Annotated in this window: 22 protein-coding genes; 13 read left to right on the top strand and 9 right to left on the bottom strand. The window is 58.4% G+C overall.

Features of this window, described 5'->3' with window-relative positions; genetic code table 11:
• Window positions 1-30: 30 nt before the first annotated feature.
• The 3 genes from gguA to araD1 all read left to right on the top strand — a co-directional run bounded on the left by gguA (window position 31) and on the right by araD1 (window position 3,857).
• Window positions 31-1,566 (top strand): sugar ABC transporter ATP-binding protein GguA, encoded by a 1,536-nt coding sequence (gene gguA, locus QE435_RS10095; RefSeq protein WP_349041264.1) that lies wholly within the window; start codon window positions 31-33, stop codon window positions 1,564-1,566.
• The gene (gene mmsB, locus QE435_RS10090; RefSeq protein WP_309771544.1) at window positions 1,566-2,762 is read left to right on the top strand and encodes a multiple monosaccharide ABC transporter permease; all 1,197 of its coding nucleotides are present in this window, start codon (window positions 1,566-1,568) and stop codon (window positions 2,760-2,762) included. The genes gguA and mmsB overlap by 1 nt, the downstream gene beginning before the upstream one ends.
• A gap of 99 nt (window positions 2,763-2,861) precedes the next feature.
• Complete coding sequence (gene araD1 / locus QE435_RS10085; RefSeq protein ID WP_309771543.1) at window positions 2,862-3,857, top strand: AraD1 family protein; 996 nt, start codon at window positions 2,862-2,864, stop codon at window positions 3,855-3,857.
• Window positions 3,858-4,050: 193 nt separating this feature from the next.
• On the opposite strand, the gene QE435_RS10080 is transcribed toward araD1, so the two are convergent.
• Window positions 4,051-4,458: a VOC family protein gene (locus QE435_RS10080; RefSeq protein ID WP_309771542.1), complete on the bottom strand. Its 408-nt coding sequence runs from the start codon at window positions 4,456-4,458 to the stop codon at window positions 4,051-4,053.
• Window positions 4,459-4,578: 120 nt separating this feature from the next.
• The gene (gene bchE / locus QE435_RS10075; RefSeq protein ID WP_349041263.1) at window positions 4,579-6,120 is read right to left on the bottom strand and encodes a magnesium-protoporphyrin IX monomethyl ester anaerobic oxidative cyclase; all 1,542 of its coding nucleotides are present in this window, start codon (window positions 6,118-6,120) and stop codon (window positions 4,579-4,581) included.
• Window positions 6,121-6,496: 376 nt separating this feature from the next.
• Between bchE and QE435_RS10070 the strand changes: the two genes are divergently transcribed.
• Window positions 6,497-7,936, top strand: a complete 1,440-nt coding sequence (locus tag QE435_RS10070) for a PAS domain-containing protein (protein ID WP_349041262.1) — start codon at window positions 6,497-6,499, stop codon at window positions 7,934-7,936.
• Window positions 7,937-8,329: 393 nt separating this feature from the next.
• Here the strand turns inward: QE435_RS10070 and QE435_RS10065 are convergent, their stop codons facing one another.
• Complete coding sequence (locus QE435_RS10065; protein WP_349041261.1) at window positions 8,330-8,923, bottom strand: class I SAM-dependent methyltransferase; 594 nt, start codon at window positions 8,921-8,923, stop codon at window positions 8,330-8,332.
• A 159-nt stretch (window positions 8,924-9,082) separates the two neighbouring features.
• Here QE435_RS10065 and QE435_RS10060 point away from each other — a divergent pair, with 159 nt between their 5' ends.
• The gene (locus tag QE435_RS10060) at window positions 9,083-9,964 is read left to right on the top strand and encodes an MBL fold metallo-hydrolase (RefSeq protein ID WP_349042835.1); all 882 of its coding nucleotides are present in this window, start codon (window positions 9,083-9,085) and stop codon (window positions 9,962-9,964) included.
• Window positions 9,965-10,137: 173 nt separating this feature from the next.
• Here the strand turns inward: QE435_RS10060 and QE435_RS10055 are convergent, their stop codons facing one another.
• Genes QE435_RS10055 through QE435_RS10045 form a run of 3 tightly spaced genes read right to left on the bottom strand, consistent with a single transcriptional unit; the run spans window position 10,138 to window position 13,341 of the window.
• Entirely contained in the window at window positions 10,138-10,959 is an 822-nt protein-coding gene (locus QE435_RS10055; RefSeq protein ID WP_349041260.1) for a transglutaminase family protein, read from the bottom strand.
• A gap of 27 nt (window positions 10,960-10,986) precedes the next feature.
• The gene (locus QE435_RS10050; RefSeq protein ID WP_309771537.1) at window positions 10,987-11,928 is read right to left on the bottom strand and encodes an alpha-E domain-containing protein; all 942 of its coding nucleotides are present in this window, start codon (window positions 11,926-11,928) and stop codon (window positions 10,987-10,989) included.
• A gap of 3 nt (window positions 11,929-11,931) precedes the next feature.
• Window positions 11,932-13,341, bottom strand: coding sequence for a circularly permuted type 2 ATP-grasp protein (locus tag QE435_RS10045; RefSeq protein ID WP_306933888.1), 1,410 nt, complete (start codon window positions 13,339-13,341; stop codon window positions 11,932-11,934).
• 436 nt (window positions 13,342-13,777) lie between these two features.
• Between QE435_RS10045 and QE435_RS10040 the strand changes: the two genes are divergently transcribed.
• The 3 genes from QE435_RS10040 to QE435_RS10030 all read left to right on the top strand — a co-directional run bounded on the left by QE435_RS10040 (window position 13,778) and on the right by QE435_RS10030 (window position 16,024).
• Complete coding sequence (locus tag QE435_RS10040) at window positions 13,778-14,398, top strand: L,D-transpeptidase (protein ID WP_306933886.1); 621 nt, start codon at window positions 13,778-13,780, stop codon at window positions 14,396-14,398.
• A gap of 111 nt (window positions 14,399-14,509) precedes the next feature.
• Window positions 14,510-15,307, top strand: a complete 798-nt coding sequence (locus tag QE435_RS10035) for a class II glutamine amidotransferase (protein ID WP_306933884.1) — start codon at window positions 14,510-14,512, stop codon at window positions 15,305-15,307.
• A gap of 333 nt (window positions 15,308-15,640) precedes the next feature.
• Entirely contained in the window at window positions 15,641-16,024 is a 384-nt protein-coding gene (locus tag QE435_RS10030) for a DoxX family protein (RefSeq protein ID WP_306933881.1), read from the top strand.
• Between the two features lie 516 nt (window positions 16,025-16,540).
• Here the strand turns inward: QE435_RS10030 and QE435_RS10025 are convergent.
• Window positions 16,541-17,173 carry a response regulator gene (locus QE435_RS10025; RefSeq protein ID WP_349041259.1) on the bottom strand — a complete coding sequence of 211 codons (633 nt, stop codon included), beginning with the start codon at window positions 17,171-17,173 and terminating at the stop codon, window positions 16,541-16,543.
• Window positions 17,098-18,507, bottom strand: coding sequence for an ATP-binding protein (locus QE435_RS10020; protein ID WP_349041258.1), 1,410 nt, complete (start codon window positions 18,505-18,507; stop codon window positions 17,098-17,100). The genes QE435_RS10025 and QE435_RS10020 overlap by 76 nt, the downstream gene beginning before the upstream one ends.
• 419 nt (window positions 18,508-18,926) lie before the next feature.
• Here QE435_RS10020 and QE435_RS10015 point away from each other — a divergent pair, with 419 nt between their 5' ends.
• Window positions 18,927-20,462 carry a DEAD/DEAH box helicase gene (locus QE435_RS10015; protein ID WP_306933878.1) on the top strand — a complete coding sequence of 512 codons (1,536 nt, stop codon included), beginning with the start codon at window positions 18,927-18,929 and terminating at the stop codon, window positions 20,460-20,462.
• 90 nt (window positions 20,463-20,552) lie between these two features.
• On the opposite strand, the gene mnmD is transcribed toward QE435_RS10015, so the two are convergent.
• Window positions 20,553-21,290 (bottom strand): tRNA (5-methylaminomethyl-2-thiouridine)(34)-methyltransferase MnmD, encoded by a 738-nt coding sequence (gene mnmD / locus QE435_RS10010; RefSeq protein ID WP_349041257.1) that lies wholly within the window; start codon window positions 21,288-21,290, stop codon window positions 20,553-20,555.
• Between mnmD and QE435_RS10005 the strand changes: the two genes are divergently transcribed.
• The 4 genes from QE435_RS10005 to uraD all read left to right on the top strand — a co-directional run bounded on the left by QE435_RS10005 (window position 21,289) and on the right by uraD (window position 24,851).
• Window positions 21,289-22,482 carry an FAD-dependent oxidoreductase gene (locus QE435_RS10005; protein WP_349041256.1) on the top strand — a complete coding sequence of 398 codons (1,194 nt, stop codon included), beginning with the start codon at window positions 21,289-21,291 and terminating at the stop codon, window positions 22,480-22,482. The genes mnmD and QE435_RS10005 overlap by 2 nt on opposite strands.
• Window positions 22,483-22,587: 105 nt before the next feature.
• Window positions 22,588-23,295 carry a DUF1045 domain-containing protein gene (locus QE435_RS10000; RefSeq protein ID WP_306933873.1) on the top strand — a complete coding sequence of 236 codons (708 nt, stop codon included), beginning with the start codon at window positions 22,588-22,590 and terminating at the stop codon, window positions 23,293-23,295.
• A gap of 129 nt (window positions 23,296-23,424) precedes the next feature.
• Window positions 23,425-24,348, top strand: coding sequence for an allantoinase PuuE (gene puuE, locus QE435_RS09995; RefSeq protein ID WP_349041255.1), 924 nt, complete (start codon window positions 23,425-23,427; stop codon window positions 24,346-24,348).
• Window positions 24,348-24,851: a 2-oxo-4-hydroxy-4-carboxy-5-ureidoimidazoline decarboxylase gene (uraD, locus tag QE435_RS09990; protein WP_349041254.1), complete on the top strand. Its 504-nt coding sequence runs from the start codon at window positions 24,348-24,350 to the stop codon at window positions 24,849-24,851. Before puuE ends, uraD begins: the two co-directional genes overlap by 1 nt.
• Window positions 24,852-24,859: the final 8 nt, after the last annotated feature.

Below are 24,859 nucleotides of genomic sequence, written 5' to 3'. Positions count from 1 at the left end.
ACGCCGGATTGTACGGCGCAGGATTGTGATATGGACAACACCATTCTCGAAATGCGCAACATCACCAAGACGTTTCCGGGCGTGAAGGCGCTTGAAAACGTGAACCTCAAGGTTCGTCAGGGTGAGATACATGCGCTCGTCGGCGAGAATGGCGCGGGAAAGTCGACCCTCATGAAGGTCCTCTCCGGCGTTTATCCCGCTGGCACATATGATGGAGAGATCCACTACGAAGGTGAGCTGCGCAATTTCCGCGCCATCAACGACAGTGAAGATATCGGCATCATCATCATTCACCAGGAGCTGGCGCTCGTGCCGCTTCTGTCTATCGCAGAAAATATTTTCCTCGGCAACGAGGTCGCGCAGAACGGCGTCATCAGCTGGCAGCAGACCTTTACGCGCACCCGCGAGCTGCTGAAGAAGGTTGGCCTGAAGGAATCGCCCGAGACGCTCATCACCGATATCGGTGTCGGCAAGCAGCAGCTGGTGGAAATCGCCAAGGCGCTGTCGAAGAGCGTCAAGCTTCTGATCCTCGACGAGCCGACCGCATCGCTGAACGAAAGCGATTCCGAAGCGCTGCTCAACCTGTTGATGGAGTTCCGCACCCAAGGGCTGACCTCGATCATCATCACCCACAAGCTGAACGAAGTGCGCAAGGTGGCCGACCAGATTACCGTGCTTCGCGACGGCATGACGGTGAAGACGCTCGACTGTCACAAGGAAGAGATCAGCGAAGACGTGATCATCCGCAACATGGTGGGTCGCGATCTGGAAGACCGCTATCCGCCGCGTGACGTGCCGATCGGCGAGACCATTCTCGAGGTCAAGAACTGGAACGCCTATCACCAGCAGCACCGCGACCGTCAGGTTCTGCACGATATCAACATCAATGTCCGCAAGGGCGAGGTCGTCGGTATTGCTGGCCTTATGGGCGCAGGCCGCACCGAATTCGCCATGAGCGTGTTTGGCAAAGCCTATGGCCATAAGATTTCCGGCGAGGTTCTGATCCACGGTAAGCCAGTGGATGTCAGCACCGTGCGCAAGGCGATCGACGCCGGTCTGGCCTACGTCACCGAAGACCGCAAGCATCTGGGTCTCGTGCTGAACGACAATATTCTGCACAACACCACGCTTGCCAATCTTGCCGGTGTATCGTCGGGTACGGTCATCGACGATATCAAGGAGATGCAGGTCGCTACGGATTTCCGCAAACGCTTGCGCATTCGTTCTTCCGGCATTTTCCAGGAAACGGTCAACCTGTCCGGCGGCAACCAGCAAAAGGTCGTGCTGTCCAAGTGGCTGTTCTCCAACCCGGACGTTCTCATTCTGGATGAACCGACGCGCGGTATCGACGTCGGTGCAAAATATGAAATTTACACCATTATCAACCAGCTTGCCGCCGACGGTAAGGGCGTTTTGATGATCTCATCGGAAATGCCTGAGCTGCTTGGCAATTGCGACCGCATCTACGTTATGAACGAAGGACGGATTGTCGCCGAATTGCCGAAGGGAGAGGCGAGCCAGGAAAGCATCATGCGCGCTATCATGCGCTCAGGGGAGAAGAACTGATGAGTTCGACCAACACATCCACCGAAGAGAACAATGTCGTCTCGGTCGGCTCGTATATCCGGTCCAATATCCGCGAATACGGCATGCTGATCGCGCTTGTCGCCATTATGCTCTTCTTCCAGTTCTACACAGGCGGCATTCTCTTCCGTCCGGTCAACCTGACCAACCTTGTGTTGCAGAACTCGTTCATCGTCATCATGGCGCTCGGCATGCTGCTCGTCATCGTGGCGGGGCATATCGACCTTTCGGTCGGCTCGATCGTTGCCTTTGTCGGCGCGATAGCCGCGATTTTGACAGTGCAATGGGGCATGAACCCGTTCCTGGCCGCGCTCATCTGCCTTGTCATCGGCGGCATTATCGGTGCAGCGCAAGGATACTGGATTGCCTATCACCGCATTCCATCCTTCATCGTAACGCTGGCGGGCATGCTGGTGTTCCGCGGCCTGACGCTGTTCGTTCTGGGCGGCAAGAACATCGGTCCGTTCCCGTCCGACTTCCAGGTTATCAGCACAGGCTTCCTGCCCGATATTGGTGGCATTGAAGGCATCAACACCACCTCGCTGATCCTCACCATTCTGATTGCGGTCGTTCTCCTGGTTCTGGCCTTCCGCCGCCGTCAGGTGAATGAGAAGCACGGCATCGAGGTCGAGCCTTTCGGCTTCTTCCTGGTTCAGAACCTGCTGATCGCCGCTGCGATCCTGTTCCTCGGCTACAGCCTGTCGACCTATCGCGGCCTGCCGAACGTTCTGATCGTCATGCTGGTGCTGATCGCCATCTACAGCTTCGTCACCCGTCGCACCACGATTGGCCGTCGAATCTATGCCATGGGCGGCAACGAGAAGGCGACGAAGCTCTCCGGTATCAACACCGAACGCTTGAGCTTCCTGACCTTCGTCAACATGGGCGTTTTGGCTGGTCTTGCCGGTATGATCGTCGCAACGCGTCTGAACTCGGCAACGCCGAAGGCTGGTGTTGGCTTCGAACTGGACGTGATCGCGGCCTGCTTCATCGGTGGTGCATCGGCCTCCGGCGGCGTTGGCAAGATCACCGGCGCGGTTATCGGCGCCTTCATCATGGGCGTAATGAACAACGGTATGTCGATCGTCGGCCTCGGCATCGACTTCCAGCAGATGGTCAAGGGTCTCGTGCTTCTGGCCGCCGTGTTCTTCGATGTCTACAACAAGAACAAGGGCTGACCGTCAGGTCCAGCAACAGTTTTAAACGATAGCAAGTGGCCGGTTTCCGGCCACTTCCATGAGGAGGGGGCGTTTCATGACGCCCAGGAAGGAACAATCATGCTGATTTCTCAAATCAAGGATGCCAGCGGCAAGATCATCGTTGCGGCGCGTGAAGATGGCGGGCAAGCCCGCACCGTCAACAATGCCGAGTCGGTCTATGCACTGGCCATGGAAGCTGCCAATGGCGGTAAGTCGCTCGCCGATGTGATTGCTGCCCATGGCTATGGCGATGCAGTCGATCTGGAGAAGGCCTATTCCGAAGGTCGCTTCCTGCCGCCGATCACCCATCCGGATCCCGCGCATCTGCATCTGACCGGCACGGGCCTGACGCATCTTGGCTCTGCCGCCACGCGCGACAGCATGCACAAGAAGACCAGCGAAGCCTCAGACGATACGCTGACGGACTCGATGAAGATGTTCAAGATGGGCCTGGAGAACGGCAAGCCGAAGGCTGGCGAAAAGGGCGTTCAGCCCGAATGGTTCTACAAGGGCAACGGCCATGTTTCGGCGGCACCCGGTGCAGCGCTTGTTTCTCCGTCCTTCGCGCTCGATGGCGGCGAAGAGCCGGAAATGGCAGGCATCTATGTGATCTCCGACAAGGGCGAGCCCGTGCGCATCGGCTTTGCCGTTTCGAACGAATTCTCCGACCACGTCACCGAGCGGATCAACTACCTTTACCTCGCCCATTCCAAGCTGCGCCCTGCAAGCTTCGGCCCCGAAATTCGCGTTGGCGCACCGCCATCCGACATTCGCGGCACGTCCCGTATTCTGCGCGACGGAAAGGTGATTTTCGAAAAGCCGTTCGTGTCCGGTGAAGACAATATGTCCCACACCTTCGCGAACCTCGAATATCATCACTTCAAATACGGCCTGTTCCGCGTTCCGGGCGAAGTGCATGTGCACATGTTCGGCACGGCAACCCTGTCCTTCGCGGATGGCATCAAAACCGAAGCCGGAGATGTCTTCGAAATCGAGGCCGGCGGCTTTGGCCTGCCGCTTCGCAACCCGTTGAAGGTTGCCGAAGAAGAGACGATTACGGTTCGTCAAATCTAAGGGGCAGGGCGGTTTTCTTACGGGGCCGCTGCTGCACGAACATGGTGAAAGGGGCTCGGCGCTGGCGTTCGAGCCCTTTTGTTTTCGGCAGGTTTTGGCAAACGACCGACCGATGAGAGCGCGCTGCGTCCTATTGAACGCACAGACGCTCTGTCTTCCAGACTTTACGAATCGCGCCTTGAGCTGTCTTCTTTCAACTCGCCCACAGACCCACTTCAGCAATTTCCACCGAGTTGCCAGCCGGGTCGCGGACGTAGACGGAGTAGGTGCCGTTGTCCCAACGGAAATAGAGATCGATCTCTATGCCCTTGGCGATGAAGTGATCGCGCCACGCATCCACCTCTGCCTTGTTCTCAGCCCTGAAACACAAGTGCCCAGATCCTGTGGTTCCATGGCGGGGGAGCGGGTTTCCGCCTTGCGCAATCTGCGAGGTCTCTGGATTGAAGATCAGCAGCATCTGCTCGCCACATCGCAGGAAAACGAACTGGTTTTCGAACGTCTTCACAACCTCTAAACCAACGACATCCCTGTAAAAGCGCTCCGCGGCATCAAGATCGGTGGCATAGATCACGGTTTCCAAAATGGCCTTCGGTGGCTTCATCGGGCGGCTCTCCTTTGCTGGGGTCGGCTTTGGTTGAAGGTTGGTCGATCTAATAAAGATGGGCGGACAGGAATTCGTCGATTTACCTTTCCGAACCAGTTCCGCTCGATGTCAACCAGACTATGCAGAGTGTGTCGCATCCTGCCTGACCTGTTTGCGGCGCGGTGCCGGCAGCGTCATCGATTCTTCCTCGGCATCCTGCGGGTCTCCCCAGAATGCCTCCAGGCTTGGCCGTTGCGCTAAAAATCGATCTTGGACTATGAACTGGACGATTTCCCGCAGCCATACACGCCTACCCATCTTTGTATACCAGCGCATGGAGTGGCGCTGCTCCGGATCGGGATGAAACAGGAGACGTGCCAGTGCGCGCGGCCGCGCCTGGATGGCCAGTTCGATCGCTTTGACGCAGGCAAACAACATCCACGGTTTGAAGTGTGCCATTGCCAGGACCTGATGCTTATAGTCCCACTTGCGTATGTCCGACTGAATGACTTGCCTGTTCTTTGCGATGCGGAAGAACGGTGTCCAGCGATGCGGCGTAACGTAAAGCGCCTGTATCTGGTCAGGATCGTAAGACAGAAGTTGGCGGAAACCACGCCACAGGTCCTTTGGACGATCCTCCTCGAAGCCAACGACCCATGTTGCCATGGACAGGATGCCGTGCTGGCGCAAAAGCTGGATCGCTTGTCGATCCGAAGACGTGCCGCCGCCTTTTCGGATTAGCGCCAATGTGGCCTCATCCGTATTCTCCATCCCGATAAGCCAGCGGATGACACCTGCCTTGCGATAAAGATGTAAGATATCTGCATCACGCACGATGTCATCGGCACGCGTTGAGCCCACGATCAGCACGGGAACATTCTCCGCGATCATCGCTTCCAGAAATGCCTTCCAAGCCTTTTTTGACGAGGTGGGATTCTCGTCGGCAAGATTGACAAGTTCCACGCCATGGTCGCGATGGAGCCTTGCGATTTCGCGGGCGAACAGCACCGGGTCTCGGTGACGCCAGCGGGTCCAGAAGCCGCGCTGACCGCAATAGTTACACAGATGCGGGCAGCCGCGGGAAAACTGCATGACAACCGCTCTTTTCCCACCCCAGTAGCTGTAACGGGCATGATCGATCAGTTCCCAGCCCACCCTGCAGCTATCGAGATCGGCAATGGCCTGTGCCGGGGCGGTGGCCTTCGCGCTGCCATCCTCTTCACGAAAGGCTATGCCATTCACCGTCGAAAGAGGACGCCCCGTCTCCAGCGCGTCCATCACGCGGGTGGCTGTCACCTCTCCTTCGCCGCGGACGATCACGTCGAAGGCGGTTGTTTCGGTCAGTATCTCCCGCCAATGATAGGTCGGAAACACACCCCCATAGATGACATGGATCGTGTCATCCTGAGCCTTGATCGCCTGCGCGATGGCAAGTGCTGTCGGATGCGCCGAGGTTGAACCTGAATGCCCGATGAGCACGGCGTCGGGGGCGGCAAGCATGACCTGCGACACGATTGCGGCAACCGACATTGGGCCGAACTCCGCATCGATGAGCGATACATCATGTCCGGCATCGATCAATGGTCCACCGATGGCGAGGAGACCGAGAGGTGGCAGGTGATCATCCGGAACCCGACTCCCGATCGCTGTATGCGGTGGGTTGACGATACAAATCTTCACGCGTGCCATTCTCCCCTGAAAGACCTTTCAATGCTGGCTGATCGAAGGATTGGCGCTTCAGCCGCAGCAAGCTGCACTATGCAGATTTTGAGGTCACATGCGTACATGAAATCTGCGCGCTATGGCCCTGCATTCCGTTCCGATGCTGACACCAGAAGGTTGGAGCTTGGAGCGGCAGAAGCCGCTGGCTTCCGGCATTCGTCTCATCTGCCTGGGCCAACAAGAACCGGTCGTTGGGGGAACCGAGGTCGCTTGCAAGCGTTTCTTGAACCGTTCGGTGGCGCCGTTGACGCATCACGCCACCAGCCCATGCTCCTTTGTAACCCACATCCATTTTACACATTGCAAAAGAACAAAGGGAGTATATGGATTGCTAATGGACACTTCCGAGCACCTGCGCATCGAGCATGAAATCAGCGAGCTGGTATCTGGCGCCGATCCGTTTGCCGCGTCAATGCGGGCGACGCGGATGCCGATGGTGATTACCGATCCGCGACGCGCCGACAATCCGATCATCTTCGTGAATGATGCCTTTTCCAGGCTGACGGGCTATAGCCGCGAGGAAACGCTTGGAAAGAATTGCCGCTTTCTGCAAGGCCCGGGAACGAATGCCGATGATGTCGCCCGTCTCAAGCGGGCCATTGCGGAGCGCAACTCCATCGAACTGGATCTTCTCAACTACAAGCGGGATGGATCGATCTTCTGGAACAGGCTGCTGGTCTCGCCGGTCTTCGATGGCGATGAGTTGATGTATTTCTTCGCCTCGCAACATGACGTCACAAGAGAGCGTGCGATCAAGGCGATCGAGAATCAGGAAGACTACCAGCTCGAGCTGGAACGCCGTATTGCCGATCTGATTGCCAGTGAAGAGCGCCTGAACTTTACGCTCAAGGCAGGCGGATTGGGAACCTGGACGCTGGACGTTCCGACGCAGAAGCTGTCTTGTTCTGCTTTGTGCAAGGAAAATTTCGGGCGCAGCCCCACGGATAAGTTCGATTATGAGGAGCTCAAATCTTCCGTCCATCCAGACGACTTCGACCGTTGGCAGGAGGCGGTGCTGGCGGCTCTTTCATCCGATGGCAATCTTCAGGTCGAGTACCGCGTCAACCGGCCGGATGGAACCTTGAGCTGGGTGGAGGTTCGCGCAGAAACGAAGTTCGACGCTGCCGGTCAGCCGGTGCTGATGAACGGGATTTCGATGGATATCACCGAGCGCAAGGCGATCGAGACGGAGAAAGCCGTGATTGCCCAGGAGATGGGGCACCGGATCAAGAACATGATGGCGACCGTCCAGTCGATCGTCAATCAGTCGATGCGCGGCGATATTGACGTCACGACCATGCGCAACAACATTACTAACCGTCTCGATGCGCTTGGGCGCTCTCACGACGTGTTGCGGGGCAGGGACTTTCTGTCGGCCAATATCAGGGCTGTCATTGAGCGCGCCATTGAGCCTTTCGATGCGGGCAAGCGTTTCGTCGTCTCCGGCCCCGACTTTCTCCTCTCTCATCAGGGCGCCAATACGCTGGCGCTATCCGTGCATGAGCTTGCGACGAACGCAGCCAAATATGGTGCGTTATCGGCGAGCGGCGGTGAGGTGCGTATCGAGTGGCGGATCGAAGGCGAAGACTTCCACTTCAGCTGGGCGGAAAGCGGTGGACCGCTCGTCGTGGCACCCAAGAAATCAGGCTTCGGCACCCGTCTGATCAGGATGTTGGGGCTTGGCCTAAACGGCAAGGCCTCGATCGACTATCACGAGGCTGGCGTCGTCTTTACCGCATCGACCAGCCTCGCATCTTTGTCCCAGAGCGGCTGACGTCGGTTGCGGAGGTTGCCGTGCTGTCATAGGTCCGGCATTCGAAAACGCCGATGGGTTCTTGCCCAGTACCTCGGTTCAATTGCGGGTTTTTGAAAGCCAATCGCTTTCGTGGCGCTCATCTTCGGACGCACAGTCGTCAGGCATTTCCGCCTCGTCAAGTTGCTGGAGCAAATGGGAAAAAAGCTCGTCCGTCTGCACCGTCGTTCTGGATGCTGCGCGGGACGCCTGCTTTATCGCGTCGTGGCTTAAAAACCTAGCCAAGCGGTATTCTTGTCCTGTCACGAGTCTGTCCCTGTTTTCCCCACTCCGATAACAGTCCTACGTGGATTAGGTTCCGCGGGTATCTGGCATCCACCATGAAAAACAGGGACGCGCCCAATAAAGGGTCTCTTATGGTTTCACAGCCGTTACATGCAGCCAGTCGGTTGGCTTGTTGTCATAGCCGCCGCCCTTGGCTTCTTCGATGGTGACGGACGTCCAAGGGAGCCGCTGGTAGACGCCCAAAAGCCAATCCGAAGACGGGTAATTGTAGAAGCGGTCGAGGTCGTCGCGGCCTTCGGCTTTTCCTGCTTTGTAGCTGGCATAGAAGACGCCCTTGTCTCTCATGGCGGCATGGATGCGGGCGATGATCGAAGGCAGGGTCGCGCGTGGTACATGGAGAAGACAGGCGTTGGCCCAGATGCCTTCATAGGCGTTTTGCTCGGCAATGTCTTCGAACAGCAAGGTGCTGGTCGCGACACCCAGACGTTCGGCGGCCGCGCGCGCCATTTCAGGCGTGCCGTCGGTCGGGTGAACATCGAAGCCGCGTGCGAGCATGGCTTCGCTATCCTGGCCCGCCCCGCAGCCGAGTTCAAGAATGCGGCCGCCCGGCGGAAGCGCGGCAAGAAAGCCCTCAAGGCGAGGAGATGCCTCTTGGCCCCGTGTCGTGTAGGCGGCCACTTCTCGGGCGTAGAAATCGATCGTCTCGTCATCGCGGGCGGTCATGGATATCCTCTCTGCGTAGGCGCACGTCATTAAGACGAAAACCGCTTAGCAGTTTTGGGTGATCGTCTCCACTTCCGTAGCTTGACGCCATCGAAGCATCCCAACCATGATTGGGGCAGCCGCAGTCCGTCTGGTGTTTGCGCAATGAAAGAGTGGATGATGACAAGTGATGTGAGCCTTGCCTCCTATCCGGGTCTGGATGATCGTATCGTGATTATACGGGCGGGTGATGAGGTCGACGCAGTGTTCGTCGGCACCGAGCGTTTCAACGTGCTGGTCGATACTCTGGGGACGCCGAGCCTGTGTCGGCGTGCATTGGATCTGCTTGCCGATCGAATGCGGGATCGACCCCTGATCGTTGTGAACTCACACATGGACTGGGACCATTTCTGGGGAAATAGTGCCGTCAGCGGGGCGCCGATCGTCGCGCATCAATCTGCCATCGAGCGTTTGCGCGATCCCGCGGCTCTTCAGACACTGGAGCAGAAGAGAAAAACCGAGCACCGCTTTAACGAAGTGGAGCTCGTTTCACCCACATTGACCTTCAGCGGCGGCAGTATGACGCTGCATGGCGGGGATCTCAGCCTGCATCTTCTGCACACGCCCGGACACACGCCAGATCATCTTGCCGTCTGGATACCGGAGATCGAGACGTGTCTGGCGGTGGATGCGGTCGAGCATCCCATTCCGGAGGTTTGGAGCAGCGCGCCTGATGATTTGCGCAGCCTCCGTTCCTCATTGAACCTCATCCGCAGCCTGAAGCCGAAACAACTTGTTCTGGCGCATGGTCAGACGAGTGATCCCGCCGTCCTGGACCGCAACATCGCCTATTTTGAGACCATTCAGAAAGCGGTGGGTCTCCTTCCTGTCTCGTCCTTGCCAAGTGAGGGATTGCATGAATATGACGGGATGCGGCTCGAGGAGTTTGTTGATCTTCCTTCGGACATTTCTTCCGAGGCGCAGGAATTTTATAGACGCTGTCACCGCTCCAATCTTGAAGCAGCTGTCGCCACGCACATTGCAGCGACAGCCTTCAGCTAATGCCTGGTGACGGTATCCGCAGCTGAGTTCTTTGAGGTTCCATCGGGGAAAGGTCACCCGCAGCGCAAGTCATTAAAGCGTGTCGCGATCTTTCAGATTCGCTCATACGCTTTAGGTCTTTGTTATCGCATGTCGATATCGCAAAACCGCTGCACAGTTTTGCGCGACATGCTTCAGCTCTGCGATTGGCTCTGGCTCTGAGATTCCTGCACGGTGACGGAGACGCTCAGGCTTTCGCCGGAAACGCCGACGCGCATGCCGGAGACTGGCGCACAGTCGCGGTAGGATAGGCCCGTGGCGATGCGGACATAGCGCTCATCCGGGCAGATCTTGTTGGCCGCATCGAAGCCGACCCAGCCTAGGCCGGGAAGATGGGCTTCACCCCAGGCGTGGGTTGCCACCTGTTCTTCGACGCCTTCCATCATCAGATAGCCTGAGACGTAGCGGGCAGGATGGCCGAGCAGGCGGGAGGCGGCAATGAAGATATGGGCGTGGTCCTGGCAGACACCCTTGCCCGCTTCCAGCGCCTGTTCAGCCGTTGTTTCGGTGCCGGTGCTGCCGGTCTGATATTCGACCTCCAGGTGGATCAAGGCCATCAGTTCGTGAAGTCGTTCCAGTTCGGTGCTGCCTGAACTCTGTCGGGCCATCTCGCGTATCAGCTTGCCGGGCTTGGTCAGCGGCGTATCGCGCATAAAAAGCCAGAGCGGCGCGTTGCCGATATGCGCGCCGAAAACGCCTGCCTTGTCCTTCGTTTCCACTTCACCGCTTGCGGTAACCTTGACGGCGCGGCTGGGGCCTTCGCTCTCCACAAGCTCGACACGATTGCCGAAATGATCGTCATAGCTCACTTCGACGGTCGCGCCATCGACGTTGACGTCCCAGTTCAGCACGGTCTGCATCGGGCCACTGATCGGCGTCAGGCGCAGGCGCTGAAGGGAGTATGGCACCGGCTCTTCGTAAAGATATTCGGTCGTGTGATTGATCTTCAGACGCATTCGCCCCGTATCCCCGTCTTGTACCGCTTACTGATAGAAGCGGTAACCTTCCGTGATTTCCTGACCCAACTGACCGTTCCTGTTGATGAAGGCTTCCAGGAACTCGTGCAGGCCCCGATCCATCACGCGGTCGATGGTGGTTTCCTTCAATGTCGATAAGATGGCGTCCGACGTTTCGTGCGCCTTGTGCCGTTCACCATAATCCTTGGCGAGATAGCCGAGGTTGCTGACGATCTTCTCATAGCAATAGGCGAGCGACCGCGGCATGCGGGCGTTGAGAATGAGGAAGTCGGCAATGTTGGCTGGCTTATATTCCGCATCATAAACCCAGCCATAGGAGCGGTGGGCCGAGACGGAACGCAGAATCGATTCCCATTGCGCATTGTCCAAAGACGAGCCGACCTGTGCTGCCGCGGGCAGAAGCACGTAATATTTGACATCGAGAATGCGCGCGGTGTTGTCCGCCCGCTCGATGAAGGTGCCGATGCGCGAGAAGTTGTAGAGATCGTTGCGCAGCATCGACCCGTGGAAGGCGCCGCGCACCAGACCCGCCCGATGCTTGATGACATCGATGACATGCGGCATTTCCGCCGGTTTCAAGCGGCGTCCGAGCAGGCTCTTCAGCTCGATCCAGAATTCGTTCGTTGCTTCCCAGGTTTCGCGGGTCAGCGCCGTGCGCACCATGCGGGCGTTGTTGCGACCGGAGTCGATGCAGGACATCACGCTCGACGGGTTGGTCTTGTCGCGCAACAGGTAATCGATGGCATCGGCGGACGTCACCTTCTCGTTGCTCTCGAGAAAGGCTTCGCGAACGCCTGCACTTTGCAGCACGCCGTCCCAATCTTCATCCGCGCTGCCGCTTCGCGTCAGCGAGACACGCAGGCCCGCATCGACGAGGCGTGCGATGTTTTCGGCGCGCTCGATATAGCGGAACATCCAGTAGAGCCCGTTTGCAGTTCTTCCCAACATGGCTCAGTCCTCCAGTACCCAGGTGTCTTTGGTGCCGCCACCCTGGCTGGAATTGACGACGAGCGAACCCTGCTTGAGGGCCACGCGGGTCAAGCCGCCTGGAATGATTTTGACCTTGTCGGACACCAGCACATAGGGACGAAGATCGACATGGCGCGGCGCGATGCCGTTCTTCACCATGATCGGGACGGTGGAGAGAGAGAGCGTCGGCTGGGCGATATAATTGTTCGGTCGCGCCCGCAGCTTATCGGCAAACAAAGCGCGCTCCTTCTTGCTGGCGGTCGGGCCAACCAGCATGCCATAACCGCCGGAGCCATGTACTTCCTTGACGACGAGATCGGCCAGATTGTCGAGGACGTATTTCAGACTATCCGGCTCCGAACAGCGCCAGGTCGGCACGTTTTCCAGAAGCGGTTTGCGGCCCGTATAGAACTCGACGATTTCCGGCATGTAGGAATAGATCGCCTTGTCGTCGGAAATGCCGGTGCCCGGTGCATTGGCAATGGTGATGTTGCCAGCGCGATAGACGTCCATGATACCGGGAATGCCGAGTGCCGAATCCGGACGGAAGGTGAGGGGATCGAGGAAGTCGTCATCGACGCGGCGGTAGAGCACGTCGATTGCCTCATATCCCTGCGTCGTGCGCATCTTCACCTTGCCGTCCATGACGCGCAGGTCGGAGCCTTCCACCAGCTCCACGCCCATCATATCGGCCAGGAAGGAATGCTCATAATAGGCGGAGTTGTGGATGCCGGGCGTCAACACGGCAACGCGCGGCTTGCCCTTGCAGCCTGGCGGTGCCAGCGAGGCCAGCGACTGGCGCAATTGATAGGGATAGTCCTCGACGCGTTGCACCCGGTTCTCATGGAAGAGCTCGGGGAACATCTGCATCATGGTTTCGCGGTTTTCCAGCATGTAGCTGACGCCCGACGGCGTTCTGGCATTGTCTTCCAGCACGTAGAACTGGTCTTCGCCGGTGCGCACAATATCGGTGCCGACGATGTGGGTATAGACGCCGCCCGGTGGGCGGAAGCCGATCATCTGCGGCAGGAAGGCTTCGTTCTTCTCAATCAGCTCGCGGGGAATGCGCCCTGCCTTGATGATTTCCTGCTTGTGGTAGATGTCGTCCAGAAATGCGTTGAGGGCAATGACGCGCTGTTCGATGCCCTGGGCGAGCTTGCGCCACTCCTTGCCGGAAATGATGCGCGGAATGATGTCGAAGGGGATGAGCTTTTCGGCGCTGTCTGCGTGGCCGTAGACGGCAAAGGTGATGCCGGTTCTGCGGAAGATGTTTTCCGCGTCCTTGGATTTCTGGATCAGGTGCGACCTGTCCTGTCGGCTATACCAGTCGTTGTAGTTTGCGTATGGGCTTCGCGGCGTTGAGTCCGCATTTATCATTTCATCAAATGCCAACTTTCAGATCCCCTTTTTGTACATTTGAATACAAGGTTGGAAGCAATGCAAGCCGGATGAGCGGTTGACGATCCAGATTTTTTGGCTGGTCGCCGTTCCGCAAAGCGACTGAAAATAAAGCAATCTTTCCCTCTCAGCATCAAAATGCGGCAGCGCATGGAAAGTTCATTCCGTGTTGACGGAATTGCAGAGTTTTTTACGCCTGATGCGAAAGCTTTGTGCCTATAAATTGAGCGAATTTTTATTGTGCGCCCGTCCACTAAAAGTTGGTGCCGGAGAATAAGATGCGGCGCGACCGCGATGGAATAGGAAGGAGCCGGGCAGACGGAGCTGGTGGCTGCGCCGCCTTAACCTTTGGCTGCTGATATTAGATATTTATTAACTATAAAAACATACCTCTTGTTAAATCGAAAGATTCGTCAAGGCAGGGGGTAATATGTCGATTTCGCGTCGTGGTGTCCTATTCGGGTTGCCGCTTTTCCTGGCAGGCTGTGCAAGTATCAATCCGGCTGGTCAGCGGCAGAACTATGCGGCTCTGCCGAACGAGCAGTTCCCGATGGCAGCCATGCCGCTTGAAAAGATCAAGCCTGAACTGCGCCGTCAGGAAGTGGCCTATGAAACCACTTATCCGGCCGGTACCGTGATCGTCGACACACCAGCACGCCGCCTCTATTTCGTTCTCGGCAATGGCCGCGCCGTGCGCTACGGCGTGGGCGTCGGTCGCCAGGGCCTAGCGCTGAAGGGCAATGCCTATGTGGGCCGCAAGGCGGAATGGCCAAGCTGGACGCCGACCCCGAACATGATCCGTCGCGAGCCGGAGCGGAACCTGAAATATGCCGGCGGCATGCCGGGCGGTATCAACAACCCGCTTGGCGCGCGTGCGCTTTACCTTTATCGCAACGGCAATGATACGATGTTCCGCCTGCATGGCACCAACCAGCCGCAGTCGATCGGACACGCCATGTCGAGCGGTTGTATCCGTATGCTCAACCACGATATCATCGACCTTTACGAGCGCGTTCCGGTCGGTGCCCGCGTGGTTGTGCTGCAAGCCTGAAGCATCTCATAAACGCCCCGATCGGGCTTTAAGAGCGGCTTCGTTCAACAGGAAGCCGCCTCCCACATCCTGATCGGTGCGGCGCTTTCCACCTGATACGAAGGTATGCGCATGTGCCGTTTTCTGGCCTATTCCGGCTCCCCCGTCTGGCTCGACACTCTGCTGATCGAGCCGGAAAGTTCACTGATCAGCCAATCGCTTGCCGCCAGGGAAGCCAAGACTGTGGTGAATGGCGACGGTTGCGGGATTGGCTGGTATGGCGAGCGGCCGGAGCCGGGCATTTATCGCGGCATTCTGCCTGCATGGTCGGACAAGAACCTCACTTCGCTCTGTCATCAGATCCGCGCTGGCATGTTTCTGGCGCATGTGCGCTCCGCCACCACCGGCGGCGTATCCATGTCCAATTGCCATCCCTTCGGGTTTGGCCGGCACCTCTTCATGCATAACGGCCAGATCGGTGGCTACGAGAAGGTGAAGCGCGCTATCGAGGCGCATATTTCCGACGATGTCTATTGTTCGCGCGCCGGCAATGGCGACAGCGAGGCGATGTTTCTGATCGCTGCCGGGCTCGGCCTCGATAAGGACCCGGTCGACGCGCTCTCCCGCACTATCGAGATCTGCATGGATGTGGTGCTGGATGCAGGGGTGGATCAACCCATCCGTTTCAGCGCCATCCACGCGGATGGTGATACGTTGCACGCTTTCCGCTGGTCGAGCGACGCCCGCCCACCAACGCTCTATTGGCGCAACATGGGAGAAGGCATCGCGATCGCGTCCGAACCCTTCGGCACGGGTGGCGAGATGTGGGAAATCATCCCCGCCAATACGGTAGCGACCGTCGTCAAGGGCAAGATCGAGTTCAAGCCTTTCACGCCGTTCTATCGGGATGCGGTTTTGATGACCGCCTGAGTGCGCTCCGGCCTTTAGTCCGATCCTAAAATATGTGGACAAATTTCTGGCGCCAATGGATGCTGCCGGTTGAATTCTGCAAGACGAGGCGACAAAAGGATCGCTTTTTCAACTCAACGGAGAGTTGCGCCGCGGGTTGGCGGCGTCCGTTGCTTCTGGTGTCGGAAATGTGATTATCGAGCGCTCGATTTCAAGCCTATCGACGAAGCGCCACCTCGAGCAAATGCGATGACCGTATTTCCATCGCGCGCGCTCCAACCCATTGTTTTAAAGCATTTCTAGACACGAAGCTTAAGCACCGCCGCTGGAAATGCGCCAATCAGGAACGCTTGAATGTCCGTATTTGAAAAACTTTCCCGCTATCAGCCCTACGCCCTTGCCGCGCTGCGCATCATCGCCGCACTTCTCTTCATCGAACACGGCACCCAGAAGCTGTTCGGTTTTCCTCCGGCGCAGATGGAAGGCTCGCTCCCACCGCTTCTTCTCGCAGCCGCGTTGCTTGAACTTATCGGCGGCATTCTCATCCTCATCGGCCTCTTCACCCGCCCGGTGGCTTTCATTCTCTCAGGCCAGATGGCGTTCGCTTACTTCCTGGCCCATGCGCCGAAGAGCTTCTTCCCCGCCATCAATGGCGGTGATGCTGCGATCCTCTTCTGCTTCTTCTTCCTGTTCCTAGTGACCGCAGGTCCGGGCGCATTTGCAGTCGACAAGCGTTAAGGCGACCTTCTTCGCCGTCATCCTTGGCCCTCGGCTCAAGGCCGGGGCTGACGCCGGGTTGGGTCTCGCCCTTCTCGGCAACCCGCATCGAGGCGCCTCACAGGGCGCCTTCTTTCCCACGAGCTCTCGGTTCGGCACCTAAATCGTGTCGCGATCTTTCAGGTTCGCTCCTTACGCTTTAGGTTTTTCTTCTGCCGCATGTTCTCATCGCAAGACCACAGCACAGTTTTGCTTGGACCCTGCTTTAGAGCGTTTCCTTGTTAAATAGAAACAGTTCTGTTGGTTCAAACGGGATCGACTGATTGTCCGGAGGGCGCGTGCCGTAGCCAAAGCATACGGCCAAGCCGTCCGGGCAAGCAGGTGGCCCGTTTCAACCAACCCGAAGGGCCGGGCATCTTTCCGCCAGGCTCAAAGGCGATCGGCTCGACCGTACCTTTGGGTATGCCCTTCGCCAATCGCCTTTGCCCTGACGAAAACCTGCTCCGGCAGAACGTTTCTATTTAACAAGGAAACGCTCTAAAGCGCTTCCAGTGCGCCCTTCGGCAGCCACTGGCTGATCTTGGCGCGCAGCAGTTCCGGGCTGATCGGTTTTGACACGTAGTCGTCCATGCCCGACGCGAGGCATAATTCGCTGTCCAGATCCAAAGCGTGCGCCGTGACGCCAATGATCGGCACGCGGCCGAGGCGGCCGTCTTCGTCGTCTTCCATCTGGCGGATGGATTGCGCTGCCTGGTAGCCGCTCATGACCGGCATCGACACGTCCATCAAAATGAGCGACGGGTTCTCGTTGCGCCAGGCTTCCACCGCCTTCTTGCCGTTGCCAACGATGCGGAAATCGAGTCCCGTCTGCTGCAGGATCTGGCTGAAGACGATCTGGTTCACATCATTGTCTTCTGCCACCAGCACATCGATGTTGGAGCCGCCTTTGCGGGACGGTGGCGGCAGGGCAGGCTGCGATAGCTGGTCATCTGCGACAACCGCAGTGACCGGGGGAGGCGTTATGTCCTCCAGAGCAGGGGTGGGTAGCAGCGCTTCCAGCGTCTCGCGAAGTTTTCGCCTGCGCAGAGGTTTGGCTATGTAAGCTTGAGCGGGCCCGCAGGCCTCAGCTTTTGCAAGCGAAGCCAGCAGGATGACGGGTATATCTTGCATGCGGGGATGCGGTGCAGGTAGCCGACCACGTCATCGGCGCGCATATCGACCATGTCCTCATCCAGAAGGATGGCTGCGGGGCGCAGACCCAAGGCGACCGCTTCCTCCAGAATTGCCAACCCGGTCGTGCCGTCTTCAGCGGCATAGGCGTCCAGCCTCCAATCGCTGAGGTGTCTTGTCAGAATATCGCGGCTGATCGCGTTGCCATCGATCACCAATATGCTCGCGTCGGAAGGCCAGGCAGGTGTGACGGGCTGCGCCGATATCACGGAAACCGGCAGCGTCACTTTGAAGACAGATCCCTTGTTCTCTTCGCTTTCCGCTTCGATCCATCCGTCGAACAAAGAGACGATCCTGAGAGTTTCTGCGAGTCCGGACGGGGCGGGTGCAGAACCCTCGTTTTGATCGAGGATAGAGGCGAGCTGCTCCGGTGACATTCCGATGCCGGTATCTTCAACGGCCAACCGAAGTAAGACACCGTCCGCGGTGTTCTCGGCAACAAGCCTGATAATGATATGGCCGGTAGGAGTGAAGCGGATGGCATTGCTGACAAGGTGGGTGACGATCTGCCGGAAGCGCGCCGCATCCGCTTCGACCGTGATCTCTGCGGAAGCATCGATGTCGGTAAAGAGCGTCAGCCCCTTTTCTTCGGCATGGAATGCCAAGAGCGTTGCGATGTCTTCCACCAGGTTTGCAGGATCGAAGAGGCTCGTCTGCAAGGGGGCTGACGTCTCCGTCGATGCGTTCAGCGCCTCGTCGAGGCTTCGCAACAAGGCGTTGCCGGATTGCACGATGGTATCCGCATAGGTCTTTTGCCGGGCGTCAAGGTCGGTTCTGGCAAGCGCGTCTGCCATGCGGAGAATGCCGTTAAGCGGCACTCTGATCTCGGAAAGGCGTTCCGCCTCGTTCTGACGATAAAGGTTTTGTCTTACGTCGGAGGTTGTTCTCATTCCGACACGATCGTCTTGAGGCGCTGCGTCAAAATCAGGCATCTTCTCGAAGACTTCGTAGAGAAAGATCTGCCCCGTTTCGTCGATGAAGCGTTCGCAGCGGAGCGTCTGCGCTTCGGCCAAGATGCCCCGGCAGGTGGCAACCTCGTCAGTGGCGAAGACGAGGCAGCGGCGTTCCTTGTCCTCCCGTTCCACATCGTCTGCCGTATTGAACATGAAGCGGCTCGATTGCCCGGTGAAGTCCTCCGGGCTTTTCCCGGCAAAACGGGCATAAGCATCGTTGACGCAGACATAGCGCAACTCGCTGTCCTTGACGCAAGCCGGCAGGTGCAGGGATAAAATTCCCTGGCAGGCCTTTTCCAACAAGCTTCCGTCAGTACTCAAGCCATGCTCCGAACCATCAATGGAATCAAATATCTTTAATCTCAGGGCAAGCTAGGAGAGCTGGGCTTGAAAAACCATGGGCGGCCAAGGCTTTTCACGCTTTTTTAACCATGAGCATCAGATTGGGAGCGTGATGCCCGTGAAAGATTTGCTTGACTTTTTCCGGCAAAACGACCACATGCCTGTCAAGCTTTCACCTTCCACAGCCGCGTGAGCTGTAGCGTCCACTTCAAAATCATACGCACGCATGAAGGAAAAGCGCATTTGATGCAGAATACGGCGATCATTCGCCGGTGCTGAGCGCAGAAAGTCATTTCAACCACCAAGTTCCCAATTCACGCGGGGTTCTTGACGCCAAGACAACCGGACAGCATGGGCTGAACCGGCTGAAGCGTTTTGGCGCCCCGAAAGGTATTCTATTGACCAGTTTTAACGAACTCGGCCTCTCCGAAAAGCTCGTCGCCTCTGTGACCGCTCTCGGCTACACGACACCTACACCCATTCAGGCGAAAGCCATTCCGCTTCTCATGGAAGGCCGCGATGTTATCGGTCTTGCTCAGACCGGCACCGGCAAGACCGCCGCATTCGGCCTGCCGATGATCGAAATGCTGATGAAGCATGCCGAACGTCCAGCCAACCGCACGACCCGCTCTCTGATCCTTGCGCCGACGCGCGAGCTGGTCAACCAGATCGGCGAGAACCTGCGCGCCTTCGTCAAGAAGACGCCGCTTCGCATCAACCAGGTTGTCGGCGGTGCGTCGATCAACAAGCAGCAGCTGCAGCTGGAAAAGGGCACCGACATTCTGGTCGCCACCCCTGGCCGCCTGCTCGACCTGATTGCCCGTAACGCGATTTCGCTGTCCAAGGTCACGCATCTCGTTCTCGACGAAGCCGACCAGATGCTGGATCTCGGCTTCATTCACGACCTGCGCAAGATTTCCAAGATGGTGCCGGCAAAGCGCCAGACGCTTCTCTTTTCGGCCACCATGCCGAAGGCGATTGCCGATCTTGCCGGTAGCTACCTGACCGATCCGGTCAAGGTGGAAGTCACACCTCCGGGCAAGGCTGCCGACAAGGTTGAGCAGTATGTTCATTTCGTTGGCGGCAAGAACGACAAGACGGACCTTCTGAAGAAGTCGCTTGCCGAAAACCCGGATGGCCGCGCCATCGTTTTCCTTCGCACGAAGCATGGCGCCGAGAAGCTTTACAAGCATCTCGAGCATGTCGGTTACAAGGTTGCCTCGATCCATGGCAACAAGAGCCAGGGCCAGCGTGAGCGCGCGCTTAAGGGCTTCAAGGATGGCGAAGTCAAGGTGCTGGTGGCGACAGACGTCGCTGCACGCGGTATCGATATTCCAGCCGTAACGCACGTCTTCAACTACGATCTGCCGGAAGTGGCGGATGCCTATGTGCACCGTATCGGCCGTACCGCCCGTGCGGGCCGCGATGGTATCGCGATTGCGTTCTGCGCGCCGGATGAAACCCGCCTGCTGCACGACATTGAAAAGCTGATGAAGATCGAGATTCCCGTCCTTTCCGGCGAGCGTCCCGAAGGTCTTGCCAGCCCGACCCGTGGCAGCGGCAACCGTGGCGGTCGTGGAAACGGCGCCGGTAATGGTGGCCGCCGGCAGGGTGGCGAGCGCGGCGAACGTGCGCATGGCGACCGTCCGGCCCGTGGTCATCGTGAAGGTGGTCATCGTGAAGGTGGACGCCGCAATGGCGATTTCCGCGGTCAGCGCGCTGGCGAGTTCGCCCCTGTCGAACGCGACAACGATCTGGAAGTCACGTCCGACTTCAAGCGCACCAAGGTCGAAGGTGCCGAAGGCGCCAAGGCCGCTGGTCCCCGTAAGCATCGTGGCGGCCAGGGCCGTCCAGCCCGCAAGGCCGGTTCTTTTGCCGCTGCCGGTCAGGGTCGTCCTGCTGGCAATGCCGGTCGCGGTCGCAAGCGCGGCTGATACCGCTTTGTAAAACTGGAAACGCCCGGACGATGATCCGGGCGTTTTTGTTTTGAGCATCTTGCCGAAGGGATGGCGAGGCCACCCGGCCTATCTGATATTACCCTGCTTGGTGCCGCAGAGCATTTCGCGCTTGCCGGCAAAGCCCTTGCGGCGCTCCACCGCGAAGCCCACGGCCTGCAGGTTGCGGCGGACAAAGCCTGCGGCGGCATAGGTCGCAAATGTTCCGCGCTCTCGTGTCTTCTCGTAGATCGCGCTCATGATCTCTACCGACCACATGTCTGGATTGCGCGATGGCGCAAAGCCATCCAGGAACCAGGCATCGAAGGTGAGCGCACTCGTCTCGATGCCGTGCAGCGCCTCGCCGCAGACGACGGTCAGCTTTGTCTGCTCGTCCAATTGCAACGCAATAATGCCCTGCGGCTCTTCCGGCCAAAGGGCGACGAGGGCCTGACGTTCCGTGTCGACTTCCGGCCAGCGCGACAGCGCCCGGTCAATCTCTTGCGCCCGCATGGGGTAAAGCTCGAAGGAGACGAAATGCAATGTCTTGTCGGGGCGACGGGCGAGCTTCCACTGACGCCATGTTTCGGTGAGATTAAGCGCTGTGCCGAAGCCAAGTTCGCCGATGACGAAGGTTTCTTCGAGGTGATCGGCCCAGCGGTCCGGCAGGCCGTTGCCGTTCAGGAAGACATGGCCGCATTCCAGCCGGCCATCGGTCTGGCAATAAAAATGGTCGCCAAAGGCCAGCGAATAGGGCATATCGCCCTCTCGCCAATCCAGCATATGATCGCCGGTGCCGTCCGGTTTTGCGTCTTCGGGATGTGTCATGGTCCAAGCCGATAGTCTTCCCGATCAAAGAGGTCAATCACCTTTGCCACCGAGCACCTCGCTGCTGATTATCGGCGGCGGCATCATGGGGCTATGGGCGGCGCTGAAAGCGGAGCGTCTGGGGATCGATACGGTGCTGGTCGATGCCGGTCGTTTGGGAAGCGGGGCCAGTGGCGGGCTGCTCGGCGCGTTGATGCCGCATATGCCGGATCGCTGGAACGACAAGAAGCAGTTTCAATTCGATGCGCTTCTGACGCTGGAAGACGAGATTGCGCGGTTGGAAGCCGAGACTGGCCTGTCTGCCGGTTACCGGCGCTGTGGACGCATCATACCGCTGCCGAAGCCACATCTGCGCGCCATTGCGGAACGCCATAGTCTGGAGGCTGCGACCAATTGGGACCAGCAGGGCCAGCGCTTCCATTGGCATGTGCTGAATGCGCCGCCGGTGGAGCAATGGGTCAGTGCCTCTGCCGGGGAAGCGGGCTTTGTCCACGACACTTTCGCAGCCAAGGTATCGCCAAGGGCGCTGGTTGCCGCGCTCGTTGCGCGGCTGAAGGCTGCGCAGCATGTGCGTCTCGTTGAAGGCTGCAAGGTCGTCTCGCTCGATCAGCAGCGTGTCGCGCATTTCTCGGACGGGGAGCGATTGTCTTTCGGTCATGCCATCGTCTCTGCGGGCTACAGTTCCTTTCCACTTTTGACGCAAGCCTTCGGCCTTTCCGCCGAGCCCGCGCTAGGGCAAGCCGTCAAGGGTCAGGCGGCTCTCCTGAAAGCCAGGATCGATCCGGCCATGCCGGTGGTGTTCCTCAACGGGCTTTACGTCGTGCCGCATGAGGACGGAACGGTTGCGATCGGCAGCACCAGCGAGGATGTCTTTGCTGATCCATTCGGCACCGATGAGAAGCTGGATGCTTTGTTGAGTGCGGCAAGAGAGATTGTGCCGGAGCTTTCACGAGCTGAGGTTATCGAATGCTGGGCCGGTCTTCGTCCGAAAGCAATTGGTCGTGATCCGATGGTGGGCGCGCATCCGGAGCGGCCGGAAATCGTGGCGCTGACCGGAGGCTTCAAAGTGAGCTTCGGTCTTGCGCATCGTCTTGCCGATGCAGCGCTTTGCGCCGTCCAGGGCAAGGATATGGATGTGCCTTCGAGCTTCCGCACCGAGGCTCATCTTGCGCTCGTTCACGGAAATCTTTGATTCGTCTCTGTTTTGCGTCGTCAATCTGTCACGCAAATCACCTATCTGCTGTCGCCATGCACAGACAGACGTAAATCCCAGTTCAGCGGGGCGAGGTGACGACGCATGCGGTACGCCATTCATTACACGCCTTCCCCGAACGACCCGATGACCTTTGCCGCGGCATCCTGGCTTGGGCGCGACGTCTATTCCGGCCACAGCATCGAGCCGCCGCCACAGGCCGGGCTCGGGATGCAGGAGCTTTCCTACTTTACAGCGCTTCCGCGCCGCTATGGTTTCCACGGCGCGATCAAGGCACCGTTTCGTCTGGCCGAAGGCATGACCGAAGCGGGACTTCTTCGTGACCTGATGCGGTTTGCCGGTACGCACCAGCCTTTTACGTTGCCGCCGCTCGAAATCGCCAAGCTCGGCAATAGCTACGGGCTCGTCCCGTCCTGGCCGTCGGAGATGCTGAATTTTCTCGCCGCAAGCGTGGTGCAGGATTTCGACCGCTACCGCGCGCCACTGTCGGATGCCGATATCGACCGGGCCGACCCGCATCGGCTTTCCGCCGCACAGCTGACCAATCTGCACCGCTGGGGACACGCTTACGTCATGGATGAGTTTCGTTTTCAAATGACGCTGACCGGCGCCATCGTGCCGGCAGATTGCGCTCGCCTGGAGCGGGCTTTGCGCAGCGTGTTCGACGCTCTTCTGGAGCGCCCGCTGGAGTTCGCCAATCTGGCGCTCTTCGTCGAAGAAGAACCGGGCGCGCCATTCAGGGTGCACTCGCTGCATCCCATGGGGCGTGTCTCGGCCCGCAAGATCGCCTGAGTGTCTGCCGCGCTCTACGTTTCAGGCACCTGCAAAAGCAGCGAGCGCTTTTGGTGAAATTGCACTGAAACGCTCTCGACTTTCCGGTCTGCGATGCTACCGTTCACGAAATTTCGTGAAGGTGATTTGATGATTTCCGCAGACTATCCCCGCAATCTCATTGGTTATGGCCGCAACGCTCCCGATCCGAAATGGCCGGGAGATGCACGCATTGCTGTGCAATTCGTCATCAATTACGAAGAGGGCGGGGAAAGCTGCATTCTTGACAATGACAAGGCCTCGGAATCGCTGCTGTCGGAAATCGTTGGGGCGCAGCCTTGGGCCGGGCAGCGCAACCTCAATATGGAGTCGATCTACGAGTACGGCTCGCGCGCCGGCTTCTGGCGTCTTTGGCGCATGTTCACCTCGCTTGGCGTGACCACCACCGTTTATGGCGTCACCTCAGCCATGGCGCGCAACCCGGAAGCGGTTGCCGCGATGAAGGAAGCCGGTTGGGAGATCGCCAGCCACGGCTATCGCTGGCTGGAATACAAGGATTTCTCCGAAGAGGAAGAGCGCAAGCATATTCTCGAAGCGGTGCGGCTGCACACCGAGCTGACCGGCGAGCGTCCCTATGGCATGTATCAAGGCAAGCCGTCCGACCACACGCTGAAGCTGGTGATGGAGGAGGGGGGCTTCCTCTACTCCTCCGATTCCTATGCGGACGATCTGCCCTATTGGGTGAAGGGTGCAAAGAACGACCCGTTCCTCATCATCCCCTATACGCTTGAAACCAACGACATGCGCTTTGCCACACCGCAGGGGTTCAATTCCGGCGATCAGTTCTACACCTATCTGAAGGACGCCTTTGATGTCCTCTATCAGGAGGGTGTGGAAGGCTCCGCCAAGATGATGAGTATCGGCCTGCACTGCCGTCTGGTCGGACGTCCGGGACGCGCGGCGGCGCTTCGCCGTTTCATCGAATACGTCCTCGGCCACGAGAAGGTCTGGATACCGCAGCGCATCGAGATCGCACGTCACTGGCACGAGCACCACAAGCCGGAGGCGCTTTGATGCCGGGGCGCGACGATTTCATCAACCGCTTCGGCGGCGTCTTCGAGCATTCGCCCTTCATCGCCGAACGCGCTTATGATGCAGGTCTGGTGGTTGAACCGCTGACGGCCAAAGATGTGCATGAGGCGCTCTGCGTGCCGTTTCGCGCAGCCTCTTATGACGAGCGTCTCGGCGTCTTGCGGGCGCATCCCGATCTTGCCGGTAAGCTCGCCATTGCCGGCGGGCTGACGGAGGATAGCAAAAAGGAACAGGCGGGTGCCGGGCTCGATCGCCTGACGCCGGAAGAGCATGCGCGCTTCACCGAACTTAATACAGCTTACGTCGAAAAGAACGGCTTTCCTTTCATCATTGCGGTCAAGGGGCTAAACAAGGACGATATTCTGCGCGCCTTCGAAGAGCGCATTCATAACGATGCCGAAGAGGAATTTGCGACCGCAACGGCGCAGGTGGAGAAGATCGCATATCTGCGCCTTTCCGCACTGTTGCCCGAGACTGCTGAGTGATGCTGCGG

Origin of the sequence: Agrobacterium sp. SORGH_AS 787 (genome assembly GCF_030819035.1) — a bacterium.
Lineage (GTDB): Bacteria > Pseudomonadota > Alphaproteobacteria > Rhizobiales > Rhizobiaceae > Agrobacterium > Agrobacterium larrymoorei_B.
The sequence above is the reverse complement of the archived record's forward strand: the minus strand, read 5'-3'. Positions and strand labels throughout refer to the sequence as shown.